Genomic DNA, 23,281 nt, shown 5'->3' with positions numbered 1-23,281 from the left:
TGAGAAGATATCAGTCAACAGTTAGCAGTCATCAACTTGAATTCCCGTATCTTGTATCTCGTATCTTGTCTACTCGTAACTTGTAACTGCCCGAAGGGCGAAGTAACTTGTAACTATTTCAAAAAGGTAACAAAGGTAACACTTTTTCCACTTTTTTTCACCTGTTACATCTTTCATTTTCTACGTTTCTTTTTCCTTTTATTCTGTTGACTCACAGTCTTCCGGTTATTATTAGCGGTTAGTTTCCGCTTTATTTCCTGACGGGCTGCGAACGCCTTGTCCATTCGCTCAAAATATTCATTCATTTCTGCTTCATCGATCTCGCCAGTACCTTCATCGTCATTCTCTGCTGTGGCCTGTTCCATATCATCTTCCACATGTGGCGCCTCCGCTGTGATACACACAGGATCAATCTCCGGCTCCTCCGGCATATAAAGGGATTCGGGCTCAATCTCCGTCATATATTCTTTCCCAGCTTTCTCCATCTCTTGGTGAGTCCGGGAGGAGCTTTTCTTATCCTGCCTGTCCAACAGCAATTTTATGGTACGCAGATCGGGCAGGCAGTTCTTCCGTTTTATCGTTTTCGATTGCAACGATACTCCTTCGGGATTACGGGCATCAGGCAGGTAAATTTCTTTTTCTTCAACCATAATATAGCCGTCGAGCCGTTTTTTCAGGGACGAATACAACATCTGACGAGTTCTTTCCTCCCGCTGATCCTCAGCTTTTGCTATTTCCCGCGCCAGTTCGGGCTTCGTGTCTTTCCAACTGTAAAATGTTTTACGGCTGATACCCATTACCCTGCATATTTCAGCCACCGAACAAAAATCATCCTCTATCAGGGATACGATTTTTTCTACTGATTCTTCACTATACTTTGCCATAAGGTTTTTATGGTATAGATAAATGACTTTGGATTTTATAATGATTCGAAATATAAAATCGTTCTGTTTTTCTAACGCGCCGGCCGGCTTGAACCGGATGATAAAAGTTTTTGCAAAGAACGCTTATATGATTAAAAAATAGAACATTTAAATTTACGTATACTTCAATTCTATAAATTTAATTCCGGATTGAATAAGCAAAACAATTCACTATCAGTAATATTTTTCCTATTTTTGCCTCTGATTTCAATTTATATATAATGATAAAGAAAACGATATCTGATGACAGGGGCATATTTATTGTTCTGTTCATATACGCTTTCCTTCTTGTCTTTTTCTGCTCGCTGATGTCGCCATTGTATCCGTTCAATGACTGGTCGGATATAAACCTCTATTTCAATATAGGTAAAGCGATGTTTCACGGACAAACACTATATACTGATATATTCGATCACAAAGGTCCGCTTATCTTTGTCATCTATGGTATCGGCTCCCTTTTTTCGGAAGACTCTTTTATAGGCATGTACTTCATCGAATCCCTTGCATGGGTGGGCATGACATTTACCGCCTACCTTATAGGAAAATTATACCTCGATAAAATATATGCCTTCATTACCGCGCTCTTTTTCCCTGTCCTGATGCTTTCGCATTCATCGGAAGGAGGTTCGGCCGAAGAATTTATCACGTTATTTATCGTCATTAGTCTCTACCTGTTCATCAGATACTTTAAGAATAAAGACGCTGCTCTGCACAAACCCTCACATATGCTTGTACATGGCATTATGTGCGCCATTGTGCTATTTATAAAGCTCAATCTGGTCGTCTTCTGGTTCTTTCCCCTGCTGGCCGTATTTACCAATATACTGCTGAAAAAAGAATATAAGAACCTGCTCCGGAATATAGCTGCATTCCTGGCCGGGGTACTGATTGTAACCTTGCCTATCGTTATCTATTTCCTGATAAACGGAGCGCTCTCCTATGCCTGGGATACTTATATTACACTGAACAGGACATATGCGCAGCTCGGCGATTTCGCCCGCATCATGGAGAACCTGATTATACGCTTCTACCAACGCCTGAAATATGATAACTACGAATTTGCAATCATACTCATCGGTGCGCTGTACTTCCCTGTCAGGTATATAGGAAATATATGGGGTAAGATGGGACTGATACTATCATTTGTATCATTGTACACAGTCATATTCATGCCCGCCAATTATGTTTTCTACTATTCCATACCCTATTACGTTTTCTGTATAACAGGCATAATCGCTATCCTCGATATACTGCGCAAGTACATTAAGATACCTGCCCTATGGTATTCCTACCTGCTTTTTGCTCTCGTAGCTCTTGCATGCGGAATCATGACCAAAGGCTTTTTCGGCAAGCCAAAAGAAGTCATTTTCAGACAACAGGAAGAAGACAACGGCGTTTTCCATAAGTTCTACGGCATAATATCGGAAGAAAAGAACCCTACTCTCATGTGCATGGGACTTGATGCCACAACAGGTATCTTTACCAAAGCCAATATAATGCCGACCGTAAAATACTTTATCTCGCCCAATCTGCCTTACAATATTTACCCCGAAATGAGGGACGAACAGACAGGATACATAGAAGAAAAGAAAGTACAGTTCATCATATTGTCGGGAGCTTCGTTCAACTACGATTACTATATGTCTTTGCCTGCCCTTCTGGAAAATTACATGCTTGTAAGTACCTTTGAAGAGAACGGAAAGTCTACTTACTTCCTATACAAACGAAAAGACTAAACCGCACAGACAAATGATAAAGAAACAAATACAAGAAGAGAAGAAAAGTTTCGTCATACTTATTTTGTATGCCATCATTCTCCTGTTCTTCTGCTCAAAGATGTCCCCCCTTTATCCTATCAACGAATGGGCAGATGTAAACCTATACTTCAATATAGGAAAGGCAATATTTCACGGGCAAGTGCCTTATGTGGATGTATTCGACCACAAAGGCCCGCTTATCTTCTTTATCTACGGAATCGGATATTTGCTCTCAAACACCTCTTTTCTGGGAATGTACTTTATTCAGTGCCTGCTGTGGATATTGATGGTATCCGCCGCCTACCTCACAGCAAAACTGTATCTCGATAAAATATATGCCCTTTTTGCAGCTATGCTCCTCCCGGCTCTGATGCTCTCACATACATTGAACGGAGGATCGGCCGATGAGTTCATTACCGTATTTGAAGTCATAAGCCTTTATCTCTTTATCCTTTACTTCAAAGATAGATCAGCGGCAGATCATAAGCCCGTCCACATGCTTATACACGGCCTGCTATGCTCAATGACACTCTTTATCAAGATCAACCTGATTGCATTCTGGGCTTTCCCTATACTATTCATATTCATCAACATAATACTGCAAAAGAAATATCGTAACCTGTTGGAAAACGCCGTGGCGTTTCTGCTCGGGCTCTCCGGCATCGCCTTGCCTATTCTTCTTTACTTCATCTTCAACAACGCTTTGCAAGATGCATGGAGTACCTATATTGTCCTGAATAAGAGTTACTCGAATCCCGGCAGCATAGGCGAAATATTAGAAAGGTTATTCTCTTACCTTTACCAACAGATACGATATGGCAACTTCGAGTTTCTAATTATTCTCATCGGAGCTATATGGTTTCCGTTGAAATATATTAAAACCCGTCTAGGTAAAGTATCTGTCACATTGTCCTTCGCAGCCACATATACAGTCATTTTCATTTCGTCCTATTATATCGACTATTACTCTGTTCCCCTGTACCCCTTCGTACTATTGGGATCTATCGTTATTTGCCGCTATATAAAAGTTCCTGCTCCATCGTGGAAGTATTACGCTCTTTTCATTATCCTTGCCCTGTACATGGGTATTCAGCAGCGAAAATTCTTCGGTATGGATTTTAGCGAGCTTTCCGGTAAAAAAGAATACAGCTTCGATATGTCCAGGTTTTCACAAATAGTGAAACAGGAAAAGAGCCCGACATTGATGAATCTGGGCCTCGATCTTGGCAACTCTGTCTTTACACAGGCCAATGTTATCCCGAACGTCAAATATTTCATATCCCCTAACCTCGAATACGACATATATCCTGTGATGCGGGATGAACAAACTAAATATATAGAGCAACAAAAGGTACAGTTTATCATTCTTGCCGAAATCGCCCTCAATTATTCTTACTTCGATCAGCTTTCTGCCCTGCACGAAAACTACGAAGTAGTATCTACCATCGGCAATACAGGCGACAAATATTACCTCTATAAACTAAAATAACAAGAAGCATGCAACCATCCTTATATCTTATCCCCGTTACATTGGGAGAAACCAGCATAGAACAAGTATTGCCACCCCATAATAAGGAAATAATACTGCAAATAAAATATTTCATTGTTGAAAATATCCGTTCGGCACGCCGTTTCTTAAAGAAGGTAGATAGCAATATCAATATAGACGAACTCACATTCTATGAACTGAATAAGCATACTAAACCCGGGCATATAGATAATTACCTGCAACCGATAACCAATGGCTTTCATATCGGCATCATATCCGAAGCCGGTTGTCCAGCCGTAGCCGATCCGGGGAGTGATATTGTCGCCATCGCCCAGCGAAAAGGCTATAAAGTGGTGCCATTGGTAGGCCCGTCATCTATCCTTCTGTCACTGATGGCGTCGGGCTTCAACGGCCAGAGCTTTGCTTTTCAGGGATATCTGCCCGTAGATGGTGCGGAACGCATCAAGAAAATCAAACAACTGGAACACTTTATTCAATACGACCATCAAACCCAAATATTCATAGAGACTCCTTACCGTAATCAAAAGCTGGCAGAGGACATTATCAAACACTGCGCGCCTTCGACAAAGCTTTGCATAGCAATGAATATTACCTGTGAAGGCGAGTATATAAAAACATTGCCCGTAAAGGAGTGGACTAAACAACTGCCGGATATGGCCAGACAACTTTGCATTTTTCTTTTATATAAGTAATCCAATACAGTTAACGGTAAAACGCCATCCGGGCCGGCCACCCAACAACTTCGACAGTCCATCACCAACCATCCATTCAAAAAAAGGTAACAATGGTGACAATTTTCTCACTTTTCGCACGTGTTACTTTACCACCTGTTCCGAACACCTCTTCCACCTTTTCAAAAAAAAGGAATAAGCCTGCACAATTATTTCACTATATAGATAAAAAAAATTCAAAAAAACACAATAATCATTTTGACCGGCAAAAAAAGATAAAATATATCCAACAGACACAAATACCACTGTTTCACAAACAATATAACACACAAAATGACCATCGGAAACTTTTTTTTCAAATTTGCACGCATTAAATTTGCGCATTAAAATATTTTGACATACTTTTGCCAATATAAATATCAAAAAGGATACTCCAATACCATTTTTCTAATCAAAAAGAGAATAAAAAGACATTTTTAACATCTTTAAATATTTTTGATTATGAAAATTTCAACTTTAAAGAAAAAAGTTTGTTTGGTCATCATTCTATCCAGTTTATTATCAACAGTCCAAATCAAAGCCCAATCGGGAATTGAAGTCGATTTTGGGGCAGACTTGGTCAGTTCTTATGCATGGAGGGGATTTAAACAGGCCGGCGCAAGTGTACAACCCGGAATCAGTGCCAGTGTAGCCGAATTCAGCCTAAGTGCATGGGGCTCTACAGACCTGGCCGGTGAAGGGAAAAAGGAAGTTGACTTCACCGCTGCTTATGAGAAAAGCGGATTTAAAGTAGCGGTTACCGACTACTGGTGGGACGGGGAAAGTGCCAACCGCTATTTCAGCAGTCCTAACGAAGGATTTGCCGGACATTATCTGGAAGCTACATTAGGATATACATTACCTGAAGCATTCCCGCTGAGCCTCACATGGAATACATTCTTACTGGGAAAAGGTAATAAAAAAGAAAATGGAGACAATTCCTACTCTACTTATATAGAATTAGCCTACCCGTTTTCGGTGAAAGGTGTAGATATGGGCATTTCCGCCGGGTTCACCCCTTGGGAAAGTTCTGTATATCCAACTTCCGGATTTAAGTTTACATCCATAGCATTAAGTGCAGCCAAAAGCATCAAGATTAACGATTCATTCTCTTTACCCGTATTTGCTAATATAATAGCTAATCCGGCTGTAGAAGACATCCATTTCGTATTCGGAATCTCCATCAAGTAAATAAAAACACTCTATAATTATTATTTAATATGAAAAAAATCGAAGCTATTATCCGCAAATCAAAATTCAATGAGGTTCGAGCCGCCCTGCACGAAGCAGACATAGACTTTCTGTCGTGGTGGGATGTAAAAGGGCAGGGCAGTGCCCGCCAAGGGTTAATATTCAGAGGAATAGCATATGATGTAAATGCTATAGACCGCATATATATTTCGTTTGTAGTGAGAAATATCAATGTGGAAAAATCAATAGATGCAATTTTAAAAGCGGCATATACGGGAGAAAGCGGTGACGGGCGAATTTTCGTTTCCAGTATCGAACAGTCGATACGCATACGTACAGGCGACCACGGCGACGAGTCGTTGTACGATAAAGATGAAGATAAATAAAGATTTGGTTATAAGAATTTGGTTAAGGTAAAAACAAGAAAATATGAAACGAAGATTATTTAAGTATATAACTATATTGCTGTTCGCTTCGCTGACTCTCCCCACAGCCGTAATAGCACAAGATTCCCTGGCTACAAGTACAGATTCTTTACAGGTGGCAGCAACCGCCGTTGTAGAAAAAGTAGCCGCAGAAGAAGCCCCTGCAACACTGGATTCAGGAAATACGGCATGGATGATAGTCGCCACCGTACTGGTACTGATGATGACAGTACCCGGACTAGCCCTGTTCTATGGAGGTCTGGTACGTCAGAAAAACGTTTTGAGTATTATTATGCAATGTCTCTTTATAACAGGCGTTATCAGTATATTATGGATAGCTTTCGGATACAGTTGGGTATTCGGCACAAGTTTTATGGAGTCTGATAGCGCCTTAGGGGCAATAATCGGAGGATGGGATAAAGTATTCCTGTGCAGCCTCACCCTCGACACCCTCACAGCCGGAAATATCCCCGAAATACTGTTTGCCTTGTTTCAGTGTATGTTTGCAGTCATCACTCCCGCGCTTATCATTGGCGCCTTTGCCGAAAGAATCAAATTTTCGGGATATGTCGTGTTCATCATCCTTTGGTCTATCATTGTCTACAACCCTATGGCTCACTGGGTATGGGGAGGCGGATGGCTCCAGGAGATGGGCGCCATCGACTTTGCCGGAGGTACTGTTGTACACATCAATGCCGGTATCTCGGCTTTAGTAATGGCCCTTATGCTGGGACGCCGCAAGGGGTACAGAACAATAGGCCATCCGTTCACACCGCACAATATTCCATTCGTATTCATCGGTACGGCACTATTATGGCTGGGATGGTTCGGATTCAATGCCGGTAGCGGGCTGGCAGCCGACGGACTTGCCGCTAATGCATTCCTTGTAACGCATCTGGCTACCTGCGTGGCAGCAGTAGCATGGATGTCACTGGAATGGTTCCTGTATAAAAAACCTACTATCGTAGGCTTCTGTACCGGAGCAGTAGCCGGACTGGTAGCAATAACTCCGGCAGCAGGAACAGCCGACGTGCCGGGTGCATTTGCCATCGGAGGTATCTCCGCGCTGGTGTGCTTCTTCATGGTCGCTTATGTGAAGCCAAAACTGAAATATGATGATTCCCTGGATGCATTCGGCGTACATGGTGTAGGAGGTATCGTAGGATCAATCCTTACAGGTGTATTTGCCACACAGGCAATTACCGGGCCCGAAGGTGTACAGGGTGCTTTATACGGTGATTGGAACCAACTCTGGATACAAGTGGTAGCGACAGGCGCATCGGTTGTTTACAGCGCGGCACTTACATTCATCCTGTTCTTCATCGTTAACAAAACAATCGGGCTTAGGGTATCCAAAGAAGAAGAGGCTGTTGGTCTCGATATCTCCCAGCATGGAGAGTATGCTTACAGCGAAAACGAATAGAACATTATACTATAAAAACACGAAGAGAAAAGCGAGGATAGATTCTTGTCTATTCCCGCTTTTCATTTTATATCCTGCAATCTGAAATTAATTTTCAAACTTTTTCATATCATCCAACAAATCCTGGTCCCATTTATCTAAAGGCAAGCTTGCATATAATTCTATCAAATTACCCTCTGTATCCCTCAAATGTACGGTACGACAACCCCAGCCTGTCATATCGGTCGGCTCATTAATAAACTTCACGCCACGCGACAAAAGTTCTTTGTATGCTTTATCCACATCATCCACTTCAAGAATTATAGCAATCTTCTCCCTGCTATTTTCCGGTAACGGCAAGTCTGTATTGCCTACAGCCGGAGCCATTAGGTCGGAAGGGAAAATTGAGAGGCCTTCACTATCGCTTACTCTAAAGCTGGCATACTGTCCGCCAATTTCACCCCAGGTTACTTCCAGTCCAAGCATCTCGGAATAGAACCTGAAGCACTCGTCAAAATCTTTTACCAATAGTCTGATACCATTTAGTTTCATAGTTTTCATTTTATTGTTAGTAGCATATGCAAAAGTAGCCACAAGCTACAATTTTTTTGTGTAAAAAAGCGGCACCGTTTTTTAAAGATAGGAAATGAAAATAAAAAACGAAGACCCCTCATCGGATCTTCGTTCACATATAATAAATGTCCGGTCTTTATTTTTCCACCGTCAGGTCTGCCACCTCTGCATCAGGAGCGTTTTTCTTAACAGAAGCAATACCATTGTCACGGCTGGCTATACTTTCATACATTTCACTTGTACCGATAATTTGTCCGTTAGTAGCTTTCAGGTTAAAATACGGTTTGCCGTTCTTTGCTTCCAGCTTGTCAAAGCGGGCATCTACCTGGCTGTTTTTCTTTACAGATTCAATTCCGTTTTTACAATTTTCCTTGGTTGTATAGCCTTCGCTTGTCAGTATTACTTGTCCGTTACCGGCCTTAAGATCAAACTGGTATTCACCGCTTTTTCTCTTCTTGATTTCAAATTTTCCCATTTTGTTTTGTTTTAAAAGTTTATAATTAGGATAACGCAAGTTTACAACAAAAAGTTCAGTTTTCATATTTTTTCACACAATATATCATTTTACAATTTTCAGAGAGACATACTCTAAACAAAATAAGCCTCGTAAAATAAATTTTACGAGGCTTCATATCTTCAGGGATATACGCTATCAAATGATCTTTTCCAGATAACCGGCCATCTCCGCCTGTACTTTCTTAGCTTCTGCTGTCGCTGCAAAAGCAAACTCGCGAGTATTATCAGCATAAATAATCGCGCGCGATGAATTAACCAATAGTCCGCATTGTGAATTCATCCCGTATCGCACCACTTCGGACAAACTGCCTCCTTGCGCCCCTACTCCGGGTACCAGCAGAAAATGATCCGGAACGATCTTGCGAATTCCGGCAAACATTTCACCCTGTGTAGCCCCGACAACATACATGAGTTGTTCGTCAGTAGCCCACTCCTGAGATTTCTTCAATACTTTCTCAAACAAGCGTTCTCCCGCTTTATCTTCCGTTAACTGAAAGTCTGCCGAACCCTTATTGGAGGTAAGCGCCAAAAGGATAACCCACTTCTTCGGATACTTCACAAACGGCTTCACACTGTCTTCTCCCATATAAGGAGCTACAGTCACGGCACTTGCTTTCAGGTGCTCGAATGCCGACACTGCATACATTTCGGATGTATTGCCTATATCACCCCGCTTGGCATCCAGTATGATAAACTGGTCAGGATATTTAATCCGGATATATTCTATCGTTTTTTCCAAAGCAATAATACCTTTCACACCCTGGCTCTCATAAAAAGCAGTATTAGGCTTATATGCCACGCAATATTTGGCTGTGGCATCTATAATCGCCTTGTTAAAAGCATATGTAGGGTCCTCCTCTTCCAAAAGGTGGGTAGGTATCTTTTTTATGTCAGTATCCAATCCTACACACAGGAAGGATTTTTTCTTTTTAATATTTTCAAATAATTCTTGCTTCGTCATAATTCACTCTCTTTTAATCTTTCTGTATTCTCTGCTATAATCAACTGATCTATTATCGGCTGTATTTCGCCATCCATCACTCCCGACAAGTTATACAGCGTAAGGTTGATACGGTGGTCCGTCACCCTTCCCTGCGGATAGTTATATGTCCTGATTTTCGCTGAACGGTCGCCGGTAGAAACCATTGTCTTACGCTTCGACGCTATTTCCGACTGATATCTGGACAATTCTATATCGTACAATTTTGTCCTCAGCATCTGCATTGCCAATTCCCTGTTTGCTAACTGGGAGCGAGCCTGCTGGCAGACAACTACCAAACCCGAAGGCTTGTGAGTCAATTGCACTTTTGTTTCCACTTTATTTACATTCTGGCCTCCCGCGCCGCTCGATCTTGCAGTTTGCATCTCTATATCGGCCGGGTTTATTTCCACATCTACTTCCTCTGCTTCGGGTAGCACGGCAACTGTAGCAGCCGATGTATGCACCCGCCCCTGCGTCTCTGTAGCAGGTACACGCTGTACACGGTGCACTCCCGATTCGTACTTCAATATTCCGTAAACACCTTCGCCTGTAACGGTGAATATCACTTCTTTATACCCGCCCGAAGATCCTTCTGTCAGGCTGCTTACTTCTGTTCTCCAGCCTTTCAGTTCACAATATTTGATATACATACGGTAAAGGTCCCCGGCAAAAATAGCGGCTTCATCACCTCCCGTTCCCCCACGGATTTCCATAATAGCATTTTTACTGTCTTCGGGATCTGCCGGAACTAACAGGAGTTTTATTTCCTCTTCCAATTCAGGTAAACGCGCGTTAGCTGTTTCAAGTTCATCTTTGGCCATCTCCCGTAATTCAGCGTCATTTTCCGAATCCAGAATATCCTTTGCCTCTTCTACGGTAGTCAGCAATTGTTTATACTCATCGCGGGCCACACTTATTTTCTCCAAATCGCGGTATTCTTTATTCAACTTGACATATCGCTTCATATCGGCAATAACTGCCGGATCGGTTATAAGCTTCCCTATTTCCTCGAAGCGAATAACCAAAGTATCAAGTTTTTCCAATAAAGATAGCTGACTCATAGTAATTTATTCCTTTTCTTTTAAATTCGGGGACAAAGGTAAAAATAAGTTGTAAGTTATGAAATTATATATTATAAGTATTTTCAACAGCCCGATAATAATTAGGTGAAAGCGACTATATAAAAACAGAAAGCCCGCGAAATCACCTTCGCAGACTTCCCAACCTTAACACAAACTTTACAAAACTACACAATAGAGCTGATTGCAGCCTGATAATTTGGTTCATTCGTAATTTCAGGAACCAACTCTGTGTTCGATTATATATCTTTTAAGATAAAGACAACGCATACTCATTCAGAAACATGCTATCCACATCTTATATTTCAATGCTTTCCTTTTAAAAACAGATACCGGAAACTATAAATAGGAAATAATATTCCTTAAAAAACAGTAAGTGAAGTTAATAAATTTACTCTGAGAAGTCCTCATTTTTATTTATATTTCAACCTTCAGATGTTATAGTTGACGTTTCTCTATTATCACCTGACAAAGATAGTAAATTTTACACATTGGCAATAGACAATATCTATTTTTTTGAAAAAATTATCTTTTCTCATAAATTAACTTAACTCATTTCTCAGATACTCGGCCGTAAAACTGTTTTTCTCATTTATGACCTCCTCCGGTTTTCCTACAGCAACAACCGTACCCCCTCCGATACCGCCGTCCGGACCCATATCTATGATATAATCCGCACTCTTGATTATATCCTGATTATGTTCGATCACAATGATGGTATTCCCTCTGTCTACCAGTTTATTGAGTACCCCGAGCAATACCCTTATATCTTCGAAATGAAGCCCTGTAGTAGGTTCATCCAATATATATATAGTATTCCCCGTATCTATTCTTGCCAGTTCGGATGCAAGTTTGATGCGTTGCGATTCCCCGCCGGACAAAGTAGTGGAAGGCTGACCGAGTTTCAGGTATCCCAGGCCGACTTCCTGTAACACTCTTACTTTATGTAATATAACAGGTACATTCTCAAAAAACTCGACAGCCATATTGATTGTCATATCCAGCACATCGGCTATGGATTTACCTTTAAACCGGACTTCCAGCGTCTCCCTGTTGTAACGTTTCCCATGACATTCTTCGCATTGCACATAAACGTCCGGAAGGAAATTCATACCGATAGTCTTATAGCCGTTTCCTCCGCAGACTTCACACCGCCCGCCTTTCACATTAAAAGAAAAGCGTCCGGGTTTATAACCCCTGATCTTCGATTCGGGAAGCCCGACGAAAAGGTTCCGAATATCGGAAAACACACCCGTGTAGGTAGCAGGATTGGAACGCGGAGTACGTCCGATAGGCGACTGGTCGACACTGATAACTTTATCCACATTGTCAATTCCGTCTAAAGTTTTATATGGCAACGGGTCGGTTAAAGACTTGTATAAGTGCTGGCTCAGTATCGGTTGCAGCGTTCCGTTTATAAGGCTCGATTTACCGCTACCCGACACCCCCGTCACACAAATGAATGTATTGAGAGGGAATGTGACTGACACATCTTTCAGATTATGTCCGGTCGCGCCTTTTATTGTTATTTTCTTACCGTTACCTTTCCGCCTTTTCTTCGGGATCTCTATTTTGAGCTTACCATTCAGGTAATCAGCGGTCATAGTACTTGCACTAAGCATCTCCTGCGGAGTCCCGGCAAAAACGACCTTACCTCCGCGACGCCCTGCATATGGTCCTAAATCCACGACATAATCGGCATCCAGCATAATATCTTTATCGTGCTCTACTACTATAACAGAGTTACCGGAATCACGCAATTTTTTCAATGAATCTATGAGCCTGTTATTGTCCCGCTGATGCAGACCGATACTAGGCTCATCCAATATATAAAGGACGTTTACCAATTGGGAACCTATCTGCGTGGCAAGCCTGATTCGCTGGCTTTCGCCACCGGACAGCGTTACCGAAGCCCTGTTCAGCGAAAGATAATTCAGTCCCACATCGAGCAGGAACGAAAGACGGGATACAATTTCCTTCTTTATCTCCTGCGCTATTACTTGCTGACGCTCCGAGATATGTACGTCCATATCCTGTATCCAGTCATAAAGCCGTTGAATATCCATTTCCGCCAGTTCGGCTATATTCTTTTCATTTATCTTGTAATGGAGTGCTTCTTTATTCAGGCGTTGGCCGTTACAATCGGGACAGACATCCGTTTTAATAAATTGCTCCGCCCATTTCTGAGCAGATGCTGACGAATCGCTATCCTGCTGCATCTCAATATACTTTGTAACACCTTCGAACGCCACTACATAATTCGATGTCCCCAACGATTCGTTCTTTATCTGTAAACGCTCGTCAGTACCAAACATGATATCATCCATAGCCTCCTGCGGTATATCCTTTATCGGAGTCTTGATAGAAACACCATGCTTTTCACAAATGGCTTCTAATTGCCAGAAAAACAGTGAATTTTTGTATTTCCCCAATGGCGCGATACCTCCTGCATAAATACTCAGTTGCGGTTTAGGTACTATCTTCCCCATATCTACCTGATTGACTACCCCCAGCCCTTTACAGCGGGGACATGCTCCATGCGGCGAATTGAATGAAAATGTATGAGGCGCGGGTTCGCTATACGACAATCCGGTTGTAGGACACATCAGCTGACGGCTGAAATGGCGTACGTCTCCGCTCTCTACATCCTGAATCATTATAAGCCCGTCCCCCTGTTTCATCGCGGTGCGTAGACTGGCCTTCAGGTTATCTGCAAACTTATTGGATACCTGCAACTTATCTATCAGCACTTCTATACTGTGCATTTTATACCTGTCGACACGCATACCCGGGAGTATTTCCCGTATCACACCATCGACACGCACTGTGAGGTAACCTTTCTTGCTGATTTGCTCGAACAGCTCTTTATAATGTCCTTTACGGTTCCTGACTACAGGGGCAAGCAAGTATATCCTTTTCCCGATATAGCGTTCCATGATGAGTTCCAGAATCTGCTCTTCGGTATATTTTACCATTTTCTCCCCGGTAAGGTAAGAATAGGCATCTCCTGCACGTGCATACAGCAAACGGAGGAAGTCATATATCTCGGTGGTTGTGCCTACCGTGGAACGGGGATTACGGTTGGTTGTTTTCTGCTCAATAGAGATAACCGGACTAAGCCCCGTTATCTTATCCACATCAGGACGCTCCATACCTCCCAGAAAGTTACGGGCATATGCCGAAAATGTTTCAATATAACGGCGTTGCCCTTCTGCAAAGATAGTATCGAATGCCAGTGATGATTTCCCGCTGCCGCTGAGGCCTGTAATGACCACAAGCGAATCGCGGGGTATTTCTACGTCTATATTTTTGAGATTATGTACGCGTGCCCCATACACGCTTATTGTTTCTTTTGCTTCCTGTGTATTTGTTTCCATTAAATAAAAAATGTTCAATTACATTAGTCGTTTTACGCGGCCCTGCATAATACAAAGTAGACTTTGATTCTGCTACAGCGACTTAAAACGTTTCTTTATAAACACTTATCTGTCTCTGTAAATCCAGGCCTTATCGTGTACTTTTATTTTCTCACCCTTTTTGTAATAGAGCGATTCCTGTGTAGGTAAAAGAATTGTATATGAACTACGGCTTTTGGAAGTAATAGTTAATTTTCTATCTCTGAGCCATGAATTGAAATCTTTCAACTGAGCATAAGTAAGTCCTTTCTCTTTGGCAAAGCTTGCCAAATCAGGGATAGACTGTGTCACCTCTACTTTTGTAAACTCAATAGGTTTGTATAAATCGTTTTCGGTAAGGACAAATCCGTATTTAGCCGGGTCTTCGAATATCTGCTTAATAGCCAGCATGCGGTAATAATAGCGGGTAGTTTCGCTTACCAGCCAAAGATCAAGGCTGTCTTCGGCCTGCTGCTTATCCATTTCTGTACTGATGCGTCCTTGGCCTGCATTGTAGGATAAAGCTACACTCGCCCAACTTCCATACTTGGCATAGGCCTCTTTCAGATAACGGCAGGCGGCCTCTGTCGATTTTTCTATCGAATACCGTTCATCTACCTCCGATGATACTTCCAATCCATAATTAGGACCGGTTTTAGGCATAAACTGCCATAATCCGGCTGCTCCGGCAGACGATACGGCACGGTGGTCGAGGCTACTCTCTATCACGGCGAGATATTTGAAATCTTCGGGAACACTATTTTCTTTCAGTATAGGTTCTATAATAGGGAAATAACGGTTGGCTTTCTTTATCAGGAGTAAAGTTGTAGAATGAAGATAAGTAAATCCGTTTATCTCACGGTCGTAACGCTCATGCAGGTCGTACCTGTCCAAAACAAGTTCTTCGCCGGCAAACTCTACCTTATGGGGAACTTCAACCGACTTGGTCATTGACAATACATAGGGAACTTTGGATTGTATCTCGTCCCCGCTATTATTGGAAAGTAAAAAAAATGCAAGAAAGCATAAGATGAGAACGGAAAGGGAATATATTATATATTTTTTCATCGGAGAAAACTCAGGCCGCAGACCTTTTTATTAATATTTTATGTTTAAAATATCCAATAAGCAGGAGCTAAACAATATTTTATTAAATACGGTCAGCCCCTTATTCTTTTTGAATAGATAATAACTATCAAAGGTACGATTTTATTTTCAGAAATGAAATTACATATACATCCCTATTATGCGGGCCCCTGCCACACAACGCAGTCCTGATAAGAGTTTTGAATATCAGATCGCTCTTCCTTAAAAATTCCAAAAACAGAAGAACCCGAGCCTGTCATGGATGCATACAATGCGCCTTTCTTATACAAATCCTCTTTCAAACCTCCAATCACAGGATATTTGACAAATACACTTTTTTCGAAATCATTCGCCATTAACCCTCCCCAATCGGAAACGGGTAGTTTTACAATTTCTTTTAATGACATTTGAGGCTGTTGTGGTTTTATTCCGGCAAAAGCATCTTTGGTTGGCACATGAATATCCGGCTTAACCAATACAAAATAATATCCTTTGAGGGATAAATCTATCTCCTCAAACACTTCCCCTATTCCACGTGCAAATACCGGCCGGTTATAAATAAAGAAGGGACAATCGGCCCCCAACTGTACAGCTATTGTTGCCAGCTCCTCATCGGAAGCTCCCAAGTCAAATATTTGATTGAGCAACTTCAATACAAATGAAGCATCTGCCGACCCCCCTCCTAGTCCGGCACCGAAAGGAATATTTTTCAAAAGATGTACTTCGACCGGGGGAAATATATACTTGACCCGCATCAACTGCAGAGCCCTCATTACCAGATTATTATCAGGCAAAGAGTCTATTTTTATTCCAGCTTCGACAAAGGTATCGCAAGGCTGTTCTTCACGGATCATTACCTCGAGAGCATCTTTTATGCCAATGGGATAAAAGATGGTTTCCAGATTATGATATCCATCTGTCCGCCTGGAAACGATATTCAGCCCTAAGTTTATTTTCGCGTTGGGGAAACAAATCATGTTTTTGAATGAAGAACGAAGAATGAAGAATGAAGAACGAAAAATAGGGAGTGTTGTAACATGCAATACCCTATTCTTAATTCTTCATTTTTAATTCTTCATTAATTTTTTATACCAATTTCTTTATTAAGGCTTCTTTGTCACCATATATATAATCTATTACCGGCACCTCGATCATGGTATATGCTCCCGGCTTTTGTTTCAGGGTTGCACGCGCCGAAGCCACTAGTACCTGAGCAGTCAGCGCAGGGTTATTTATCTTCATATTGAAGTCCAGAAGCTGGTTCTGCGTATCTCCTGAAACGCCCTTACGCACCATATTCACCCCATGCCCCATATCTTTAAGGTTATCTACACATTCTACCTGCATCACATGTGTTTCGTCATGTGCAAAATAGTCGTCAGCCTTTATTGCTGCCGCAACATCAGCAAAATTATGTTCGTCTTCCACTTCGATGTAGACCATCCGACGATGAATCCCGGTACCCACAGGAATAGTCATGGACAATGCCGCTTTTACTCCTTTTATGGCTTTCACGGCAACCGTATGCCCCATGCTCATACCCGGACCAAAGTTGGTATAGGTAATTCCTTTAGGCGCCATAAATTCAAACATGGAACGGACCATAGAATCCGTACCCGGGTCCCATCCTGCAGAAATAATAGACACTGTGTTGTTAGCCTTGGCTACTGCATCCAGCGACCTGCGTAAAGCGACAATCCCTCCGTGTATATCGTAACTGTCCACAGTATTGATTCCGGCGGCAAGACACTCTTTTGCATAATCCTCTACGCTGCGTGTAGGAGTACAAAGTATCGCCACGTCTACATCTTTCAGTTCCTTTACAGTTTTTACTACAGGATATTTTTTCAGTTCATCCGGGATATTATTCGGGTCGCGGCGTACGATACCAGCTACTTCGAAATCCGGCGATGATAGTATTGCATCCAATACATATTGCCCGATATTTCCATATCCGACAATTGCTGCTCTGATTTTTTTCATCTAAATGTATTTTAATTTATGAGTTATGAGTTGTAAGTTGTAAGTTAAAAGCCAGAAATATATGCGAATTAGTCCATCGTTACTTCCTTCATAAAGTTATAGAGCCATTCCATAGCTACAAAGTCTTCTTTCATCAGGTTAGCAAAATCGGCTGAGAACAACTCTTCTCCTACCGGCTTGTGCTTGCTCACCCATATGCCTTTGCGATGTATCCACGGCTGAAAATATTCAGGTAAATTATTCGGTATAGGGCGTTTATACTCCTCACCATTTATAACATACCCCCTGTCCAATACAGCCTTTTGTGTCACTCGCCGGAATTCTTCTGCATCATAGCTTATCTCCTCCCTGAATGCGTCCATTACTTTCTTCTTGGGTTGGAAAAGGCCTAATCCAAGGGCATATCCCTCCCCTGATATTTCCAGATAGTAGCCTGGATAATCTTTCCAGACATCATTTGTCACCGGAATCTGGAATGCCATCCACATAAAATCTTTATACGGATCTTTGTTTTTCGAAAAGCGGATATCCCGGTATATTCTCGACAGGCAGCGATGCGGCCTCAGTTCGAATGACGGGTCTATATTATGCATAACAGGCGATAATGTGGTAACCAATGCTTTCAACGGGTTCAGTACCTCCTTCTCATAGATATGCTTATGTTCGTCGAACCATTCTTTATAATTATTCTCTTTCAGGTCGTTAAAGAACCTGAACGTCTCCGGAGTAAAACCTTTAAATGTTTCTATTTTAGCCATATTATTTTACTGAATAAGCAAAAGATAGTATTTTATGCAACATTATCTAATAGTAACCAGCTATTGTTGTTGCAGACACAAAACTAATAAATCAATCTGCGACCTTACATAAAAAAAGGATAACAAATCTATAAAGAAAAAGATTGTTATCCTATATTTTTTAAGCATCAGCCTTATTTATTTTGCCAACTGCCTGATTACATTCATTATCTCGCCGCCTATTTCTTCTGCCTCTTTCATCGTATGGGCTTCGGAATATACACGGATAATAGGCTCGGTATTCGACTTGCGAAGGTGTACCCATTTATCGGGAAAATCTATTTTTACACCATCAATATCCGTTACATCGTATTGGCTGAATTTTTCTTTAACGGTTTTTAGTATGCCATCCACATCGAGTCCGGGCGTTAGCTCTACTTTCTGTTTTGCTATATAGTATTGAGGATAAGATGCCCGTATCTCGCTTACTTTCTTTTTTTCGTGTGCCAGATGCGAAAGAAATAAAGCAATACCCACCAGCGAATCGCGTCCGTAATGGCTTGCCGGATAGATAACCCCACCATTTCCTTCTCCGCCTATTACGGCATCGGTAGCTTTCATTTTGGTAGTGACATTCACTTCTCCTACTGCCGCGGGATTGTATTCACAACCGTATTTACGGGTCACATCACGTAATGCGCGGCTCGAACTAAGATTGGATACGGTATTACCCGGTGTATGCTTCAATACATAGTCGGCTACTGCGACCAGCGTATATTCTTCACCGAACATTTCTCCGTTCTCACAGATAATTGCCAGACGGTCTACATCGGGATCGACAACAAAACCGACATCGGACGATGTGGTTCTCATCATTATCGATATGTCTTTCAAGTGTTCAGGCAGAGGTTCCGGATTGTGCGGAAATTCACCGTTGGGCGTACAATACAATTCATTTATTTTATTCACTCCCAACGCCTTTAACAGCTTGGGAATAACGATTCCGCCAACAGAATTGACACAGTCGATGGAAACTTCAAAGTCAGCCGCTTTAATGGCCTCAACATCTACCAAAGCAAGGTCGAGAACAGCCTGTATATGTTTTTCCGTATAATCTTTCTCTTTTACACTGCCAATATGGTCGATATGCGCATAATGGAAATCTTCGCTTTCGGCTATCCGAAGAACCTCTTCACCTTCCCTGGCATTGAGAAATTCCCCATTTTCATTGAGTAGTTTCAGGGCATTCCACTGCTTCGGGTTATGACTAGCCGTCAGGATGATACCACCGCAGGCATGCTCCATAGCTACGGCCAGTTCGGTAGTAGGAGTTGTCGCCAAGCCGATATTTATCACATCGAATCCCATACCCATTAGCGTACCCACAACTATCTGTTCCATCATCTTACCCGAAATGCGGGCATCGCGACCAACAACAATAGCATTAGAGCCATTTTTCACATTTTCTCTTATAAAAGAAGCGTATGCCGATACGAATTTCACCGTATCAAGCGGATTGAGGCCATCTCCGACTCTTCCGCCGATAGTTCCCCGTATTCCTGATATAGATTTTATTAAGGCCATCTTCCTATTTATTCTTTAGTTTCTTCGGTTTCATCCAATGTAAACTGGTATCTCAAACGTCCATAAAACATCGGAATGTAATTTGCCTGCTGATAAGTAGAACCGTTTGCAAACGGAACAATCAGGCTAACTTCAGCACCATTCCCCAATCCCTGTTCCAACGGTAATACACATGCCTGAGACAGGAAATAATACATCTGGAGTTGATAAGTTGTAGAGGTACTGCTACCCATATAAGTAGACGAATTGCCGTAACGGAAAGTCATAAATGAGCCTTGAAAATTATTTGTTGCTATAGTATCATTTTCGTTCAGCAAGTTTAGAATATTCTCATATCTGAGATACACATCAGTCTTTCCTTTTACCGGCTTATCGTCGTTACCGGGATCGATTACGCGGAAATAAATGCCGGTATTTTGATCCAGATAATACTCATTTTCAGCAAATTTATGATCGGTAGGATAGGTTCCTCTGGTCGTAATCTTATTATCACTTATAAAGCGGTCGATGCCTTTCTTTTCTTTTTTCAGTTTATCAGCATATGTTTCTCCGCCACAAGCAGAAAAAACAATCGCTAAACTCATAAAAGTAAATATTGCGCCAATAATCTTTCTCATGTATCTTATTCGTATTTAGTATTTAGTAATTACTCATTTCTTATTTAGTAAATCAGCATATTCCGGCAATGCTTTTTCGAATATGGCTATTGCCTCATCCATTGTCCCGTAAAATTCCCCTCCTGAAGCATTAAGGTGGCCTCCGCCATTATAACATTGGGCCGCAAACTTATTGCTGGGAAAGTCCTTCTGAGAACGAAACGAAATTTTTATCATTTCATTGTCCTCACGGATAAAAACAGAGAAAATAATTCCTTTAATATTTAAAGGCAGATTGGCAAAACCCTCTGTATCGCCTTTCTTTACTTTATATCTTTTTTGTTCTTCGTTTGTGAGCCATATCAGCGCCGTGTTGTATTCGGGATATATCCTCATCTTTTCAGAAAGGGTAAAGCCCAGCATCCGGTAACGGTCTTCCGAGTAGTTATGATAAACGTTCGAATATATCTGGTCTTTGTTTATGCCTTTTTTCAACAACTCGCCTATGATATAATAGATCTCGGCACTATTGGAATTATAGGTAAACGCCCCCGTATCAGTCATCATTCCGGTATAGATCGCAGTAGCACTCTCATGGCTCATCACCTCAAAATCACCCATACGGCAGATAAGGCGGAAAATAAGTTCGCTGGTCGATGATATTTCTGGATATGAGATCATTACATCGCAGAAATCCGAAGGTTCCGGATGATGGTCTATCAGAACTTTTTTCCCTTTTGCCGCTTCGATAAAAGGCCCTAAATGATAAGAGCGTTTCGGCACATTAAAATCGAGACAGAATATCAGTTCAGCCTCAGCAATCAGTTTTTGCGCAAATTCGGGATATCTCTCATATTCGAGAATATCCTTTGCGCCGGGTATCCATTTCAGAAAATCAGGGAAAGAATTAGGAACAATTACATTCACGCTGTTTCCCAAATCGTTCAGATAATGATATAATCCCAAAGATGATCCAATAGCATCACCATCAGGCGACACATGTGTCACAATCACTATTTTATCATACTTATTGAGTAACTCCTCTACCTCTGTTATTTTCTGACTCGCTATTATCTTTGAAATCATCCACTTATACTTTTTCCTCTAATCTGCATTATGCAGCCACAAAAATACTAAAAAAACAAACTAAATACACCTTTTTGAACCATATCGTTATAAGGAAAGTTCCGTTTTTGACATTCTTTAGATAATTCAGATTGTATATCCCCTGAAAATGAAGCACCTATATACTAACATTATGATAGATCCGGACTATAAAAAACAAGAGTATGGAGAGCAAGCCGAGAATCAATCCTATAGGTTTTTTGTAAATAAAGAAGGCAAGGGCACCTGTTATCAGTGTATATATTAAAACCATATCGGGAAATGATATTTTCGCATCGTTGACCAAAGCGAATGGTAAATTCTCAAAGAAACGGATGATACCTGTCATAAACCCGACTAAACCCCCTAATATTTTTACAGGCAAGCAGTAAAAATAAGCACTTAAATCCGGCATTATCAGACTCAGCAATTTAGCCAGGCCAATCCCTCCCACAGCATAGATTATCAATGTCACTAACGGTACAATCAGCAAATTGGTTACAAAGAAATAAGTAGGAAATGTACCGAAGTAATACAAACAAAGAGGAAACGTCGCCAACTGCGCCACAACAGACAATGCGGACATCTGCCATATATGCCGCAAATATTTATTCTCTATCCTCCACAGTCCTGATATTTTAGGCAATAAATATAATATGGAGAGAACTGACATAAAACTCAGCTGGAAACCTATATCAAATAATGAAAAAGGATTTATCAGCAGAATAAAGAACCCTGCTATATATAGAGCATGCAGTGAAAAGCTTTTCCGTCCGAAAATCTCCGAAGCACAGAATACCGTGAGCATCGCACTTGCCCTTATTACTGAAGGCGGCAAGCCGGTAATAAAAGCATATACCCATAGCAGAACAATAATCAATAAGGGTTTCAGCCAATAATATCCTGTACCTTTGCGAATAAACCCGAGTAGAAAACTTATCATCAGGTAGATGATGCCGACATGCAGCCCGCTGACCGAAAGTACATGTACCGTACCCGTAGTCCTGAATCCCTGTTTTATATCATCTGTCAGGCCTTCCTGATAGCCAAGGGTCAAAGCCGACAGAATACTATATTCAGTATCATTAAATCCTAACGACTTATAAAAGTCCATAATATGTTGACGACAGCGCAATGCCGTATATTTCAGCGATAAAGAAGTTTCGCCTGTTGTTTGCCACAAATGCCGTGAAACATAAGCAGAACCGACAAAGCCCTGATTGTACATATAACGCGTGTAATCGAAATCCCCGATATCCTGAAATGGTTGTATCTTTCCCTGAAAAGAAAAGATATCTCCCGGTTGCAGCCTGTTGTTATCCAACGTATCTCTTTGAAAATAACAGACTATCAGTTTATCTTCGCGGGACAAATAGACTCTGTACGCTGTCGTTTTTTTCTTCTCCTGCGGCGTATCGGTAACAACACCGGTATATACCTGTATTTTATCCAGATATTCAAACTCAGATTTTTGCTGACGTAAAGTTGTGGATACAATACCAATACTTATCAGGAATAAACAAACTCCCGCACCAAATAACCAACGCCAGCGAAATTGCCTGTCTTCGCGTATAAGGTATGAAAAAAGCATAGCCATCAACCCTGTCAAGGAGAAAGCTATGCCTGAATATTCTATCTTTAAATAATACTGTAATAAAATTCCAACTATTAGCGGAATAAGAAAGAAAAGAAATGGTATTTTGGAGAACGGATTCTTCATTTCCGCCA

General features: G+C 41.4%; 20 protein-coding genes. 6 read left to right on the top strand and 14 right to left on the bottom strand.

Annotated elements, in window-relative coordinates:
• Nucleotides 1-173: 173 nt before the first annotated feature.
• Nucleotides 174-884 carry a transposase gene (locus tag ACFO6W_RS05820; RefSeq protein ID WP_379994439.1) on the bottom strand — a complete coding sequence of 237 codons (711 nt, stop codon included), beginning with the start codon at nucleotides 882-884 and terminating at the stop codon, nucleotides 174-176.
• Between the two features lie 260 nt (nucleotides 885-1,144).
• Here ACFO6W_RS05820 and ACFO6W_RS05815 point away from each other — a divergent pair, with 260 nt between their 5' ends.
• From ACFO6W_RS05815 to ACFO6W_RS05790, 6 genes are all read left to right on the top strand, one after another.
• Nucleotides 1,145-2,659 carry an ArnT family glycosyltransferase gene (locus ACFO6W_RS05815; RefSeq protein WP_379994438.1) on the top strand — a complete coding sequence of 505 codons (1,515 nt, stop codon included), beginning with the start codon at nucleotides 1,145-1,147 and terminating at the stop codon, nucleotides 2,657-2,659.
• A gap of 13 nt (nucleotides 2,660-2,672) precedes the next feature.
• On the top strand, nucleotides 2,673-4,169 hold the full coding sequence (locus ACFO6W_RS05810) for a phospholipid carrier-dependent glycosyltransferase (protein ID WP_379994437.1): 1,497 nt from the start codon (nucleotides 2,673-2,675) through the stop codon (nucleotides 4,167-4,169).
• A gap of 8 nt (nucleotides 4,170-4,177) precedes the next feature.
• Nucleotides 4,178-4,882, top strand: coding sequence for an SAM-dependent methyltransferase (locus ACFO6W_RS05805; protein WP_379994436.1), 705 nt, complete (start codon nucleotides 4,178-4,180; stop codon nucleotides 4,880-4,882).
• Nucleotides 4,883-5,362: 480 nt separating this feature from the next.
• Nucleotides 5,363-6,091, top strand: a complete 729-nt coding sequence (locus ACFO6W_RS05800) for a TorF family putative porin (protein ID WP_379994435.1) — start codon at nucleotides 5,363-5,365, stop codon at nucleotides 6,089-6,091.
• A 29-nt stretch (nucleotides 6,092-6,120) separates the two neighbouring features.
• The gene (locus tag ACFO6W_RS05795; RefSeq protein WP_291112705.1) at nucleotides 6,121-6,477 is read left to right on the top strand and encodes a P-II family nitrogen regulator; all 357 of its coding nucleotides are present in this window, start codon (nucleotides 6,121-6,123) and stop codon (nucleotides 6,475-6,477) included.
• Between the two features lie 43 nt (nucleotides 6,478-6,520).
• Nucleotides 6,521-7,939 (top strand): ammonium transporter, encoded by a 1,419-nt coding sequence (locus ACFO6W_RS05790; RefSeq protein ID WP_379994434.1) that lies wholly within the window; start codon nucleotides 6,521-6,523, stop codon nucleotides 7,937-7,939.
• Nucleotides 7,940-8,026: 87 nt separating this feature from the next.
• Here ACFO6W_RS05790 and ACFO6W_RS05785 read toward each other — a convergent pair whose 3' ends face one another.
• The 13 genes from ACFO6W_RS05785 to ACFO6W_RS05725 form a co-directional block, all read right to left on the bottom strand.
• The gene (locus ACFO6W_RS05785; protein WP_379994433.1) at nucleotides 8,027-8,470 is read right to left on the bottom strand and encodes a VOC family protein; all 444 of its coding nucleotides are present in this window, start codon (nucleotides 8,468-8,470) and stop codon (nucleotides 8,027-8,029) included.
• Between the two features lie 157 nt (nucleotides 8,471-8,627).
• Entirely contained in the window at nucleotides 8,628-8,966 is a 339-nt protein-coding gene (locus tag ACFO6W_RS05780; RefSeq protein ID WP_379994432.1) for a YegP family protein, read from the bottom strand.
• A gap of 177 nt (nucleotides 8,967-9,143) precedes the next feature.
• Complete coding sequence (gene pyrF, locus ACFO6W_RS05775) at nucleotides 9,144-9,968, bottom strand: orotidine-5'-phosphate decarboxylase (protein WP_379994431.1); 825 nt, start codon at nucleotides 9,966-9,968, stop codon at nucleotides 9,144-9,146.
• A complete protein-coding gene (prfA, locus tag ACFO6W_RS05770; RefSeq protein ID WP_379994429.1) occupies nucleotides 9,965-11,050 on the bottom strand; it encodes a peptide chain release factor 1 in 1,086 nt (361 codons plus the stop codon). Before prfA ends, pyrF begins: the two co-directional genes overlap by 4 nt.
• A gap of 560 nt (nucleotides 11,051-11,610) precedes the next feature.
• Entirely contained in the window at nucleotides 11,611-14,445 is a 2,835-nt protein-coding gene (gene uvrA, locus ACFO6W_RS05765) for an excinuclease ABC subunit UvrA (protein WP_379994428.1), read from the bottom strand.
• 105 nt (nucleotides 14,446-14,550) lie between these two features.
• Complete coding sequence (locus ACFO6W_RS05760; protein ID WP_379994427.1) at nucleotides 14,551-15,531, bottom strand: lytic transglycosylase domain-containing protein; 981 nt, start codon at nucleotides 15,529-15,531, stop codon at nucleotides 14,551-14,553.
• A 176-nt stretch (nucleotides 15,532-15,707) separates the two neighbouring features.
• Nucleotides 15,708-16,526, bottom strand: a complete 819-nt coding sequence (gene ispE, locus ACFO6W_RS05755; protein ID WP_379994426.1) for a 4-(cytidine 5'-diphospho)-2-C-methyl-D-erythritol kinase — start codon at nucleotides 16,524-16,526, stop codon at nucleotides 15,708-15,710.
• Between the two features lie 109 nt (nucleotides 16,527-16,635).
• Complete coding sequence (locus ACFO6W_RS05750; protein WP_379994425.1) at nucleotides 16,636-17,532, bottom strand: diaminopimelate dehydrogenase; 897 nt, start codon at nucleotides 17,530-17,532, stop codon at nucleotides 16,636-16,638.
• A gap of 68 nt (nucleotides 17,533-17,600) precedes the next feature.
• A complete protein-coding gene (locus tag ACFO6W_RS05745; protein WP_379994424.1) occupies nucleotides 17,601-18,290 on the bottom strand; it encodes a DUF2461 domain-containing protein in 690 nt (229 codons plus the stop codon).
• A gap of 177 nt (nucleotides 18,291-18,467) precedes the next feature.
• Nucleotides 18,468-19,853 carry a phosphoglucosamine mutase gene (glmM, locus tag ACFO6W_RS05740; RefSeq protein ID WP_379994423.1) on the bottom strand — a complete coding sequence of 462 codons (1,386 nt, stop codon included), beginning with the start codon at nucleotides 19,851-19,853 and terminating at the stop codon, nucleotides 18,468-18,470.
• 8 nt (nucleotides 19,854-19,861) lie between these two features.
• Complete coding sequence (locus tag ACFO6W_RS05735) at nucleotides 19,862-20,470, bottom strand: DUF4827 family protein (RefSeq protein ID WP_379994422.1); 609 nt, start codon at nucleotides 20,468-20,470, stop codon at nucleotides 19,862-19,864.
• A 33-nt stretch (nucleotides 20,471-20,503) separates the two neighbouring features.
• The gene (locus ACFO6W_RS05730; RefSeq protein ID WP_379994421.1) at nucleotides 20,504-21,535 is read right to left on the bottom strand and encodes a DHH family phosphoesterase; all 1,032 of its coding nucleotides are present in this window, start codon (nucleotides 21,533-21,535) and stop codon (nucleotides 20,504-20,506) included.
• Nucleotides 21,536-21,692: 157 nt separating this feature from the next.
• The gene (locus tag ACFO6W_RS05725; RefSeq protein WP_379994420.1) at nucleotides 21,693-23,273 is read right to left on the bottom strand and encodes a ComEC/Rec2 family competence protein; all 1,581 of its coding nucleotides are present in this window, start codon (nucleotides 23,271-23,273) and stop codon (nucleotides 21,693-21,695) included.
• Nucleotides 23,274-23,281: the final 8 nt, after the last annotated feature.

The sequence above is a fragment of the Dysgonomonas termitidis genome (assembly GCF_042654545.1).
Classification (GTDB): domain Bacteria; phylum Bacteroidota; class Bacteroidia; order Bacteroidales; family Dysgonomonadaceae; genus Dysgonomonas; species Dysgonomonas termitidis.
This window is presented reverse-complemented; position numbering and strand designations above follow the sequence as displayed.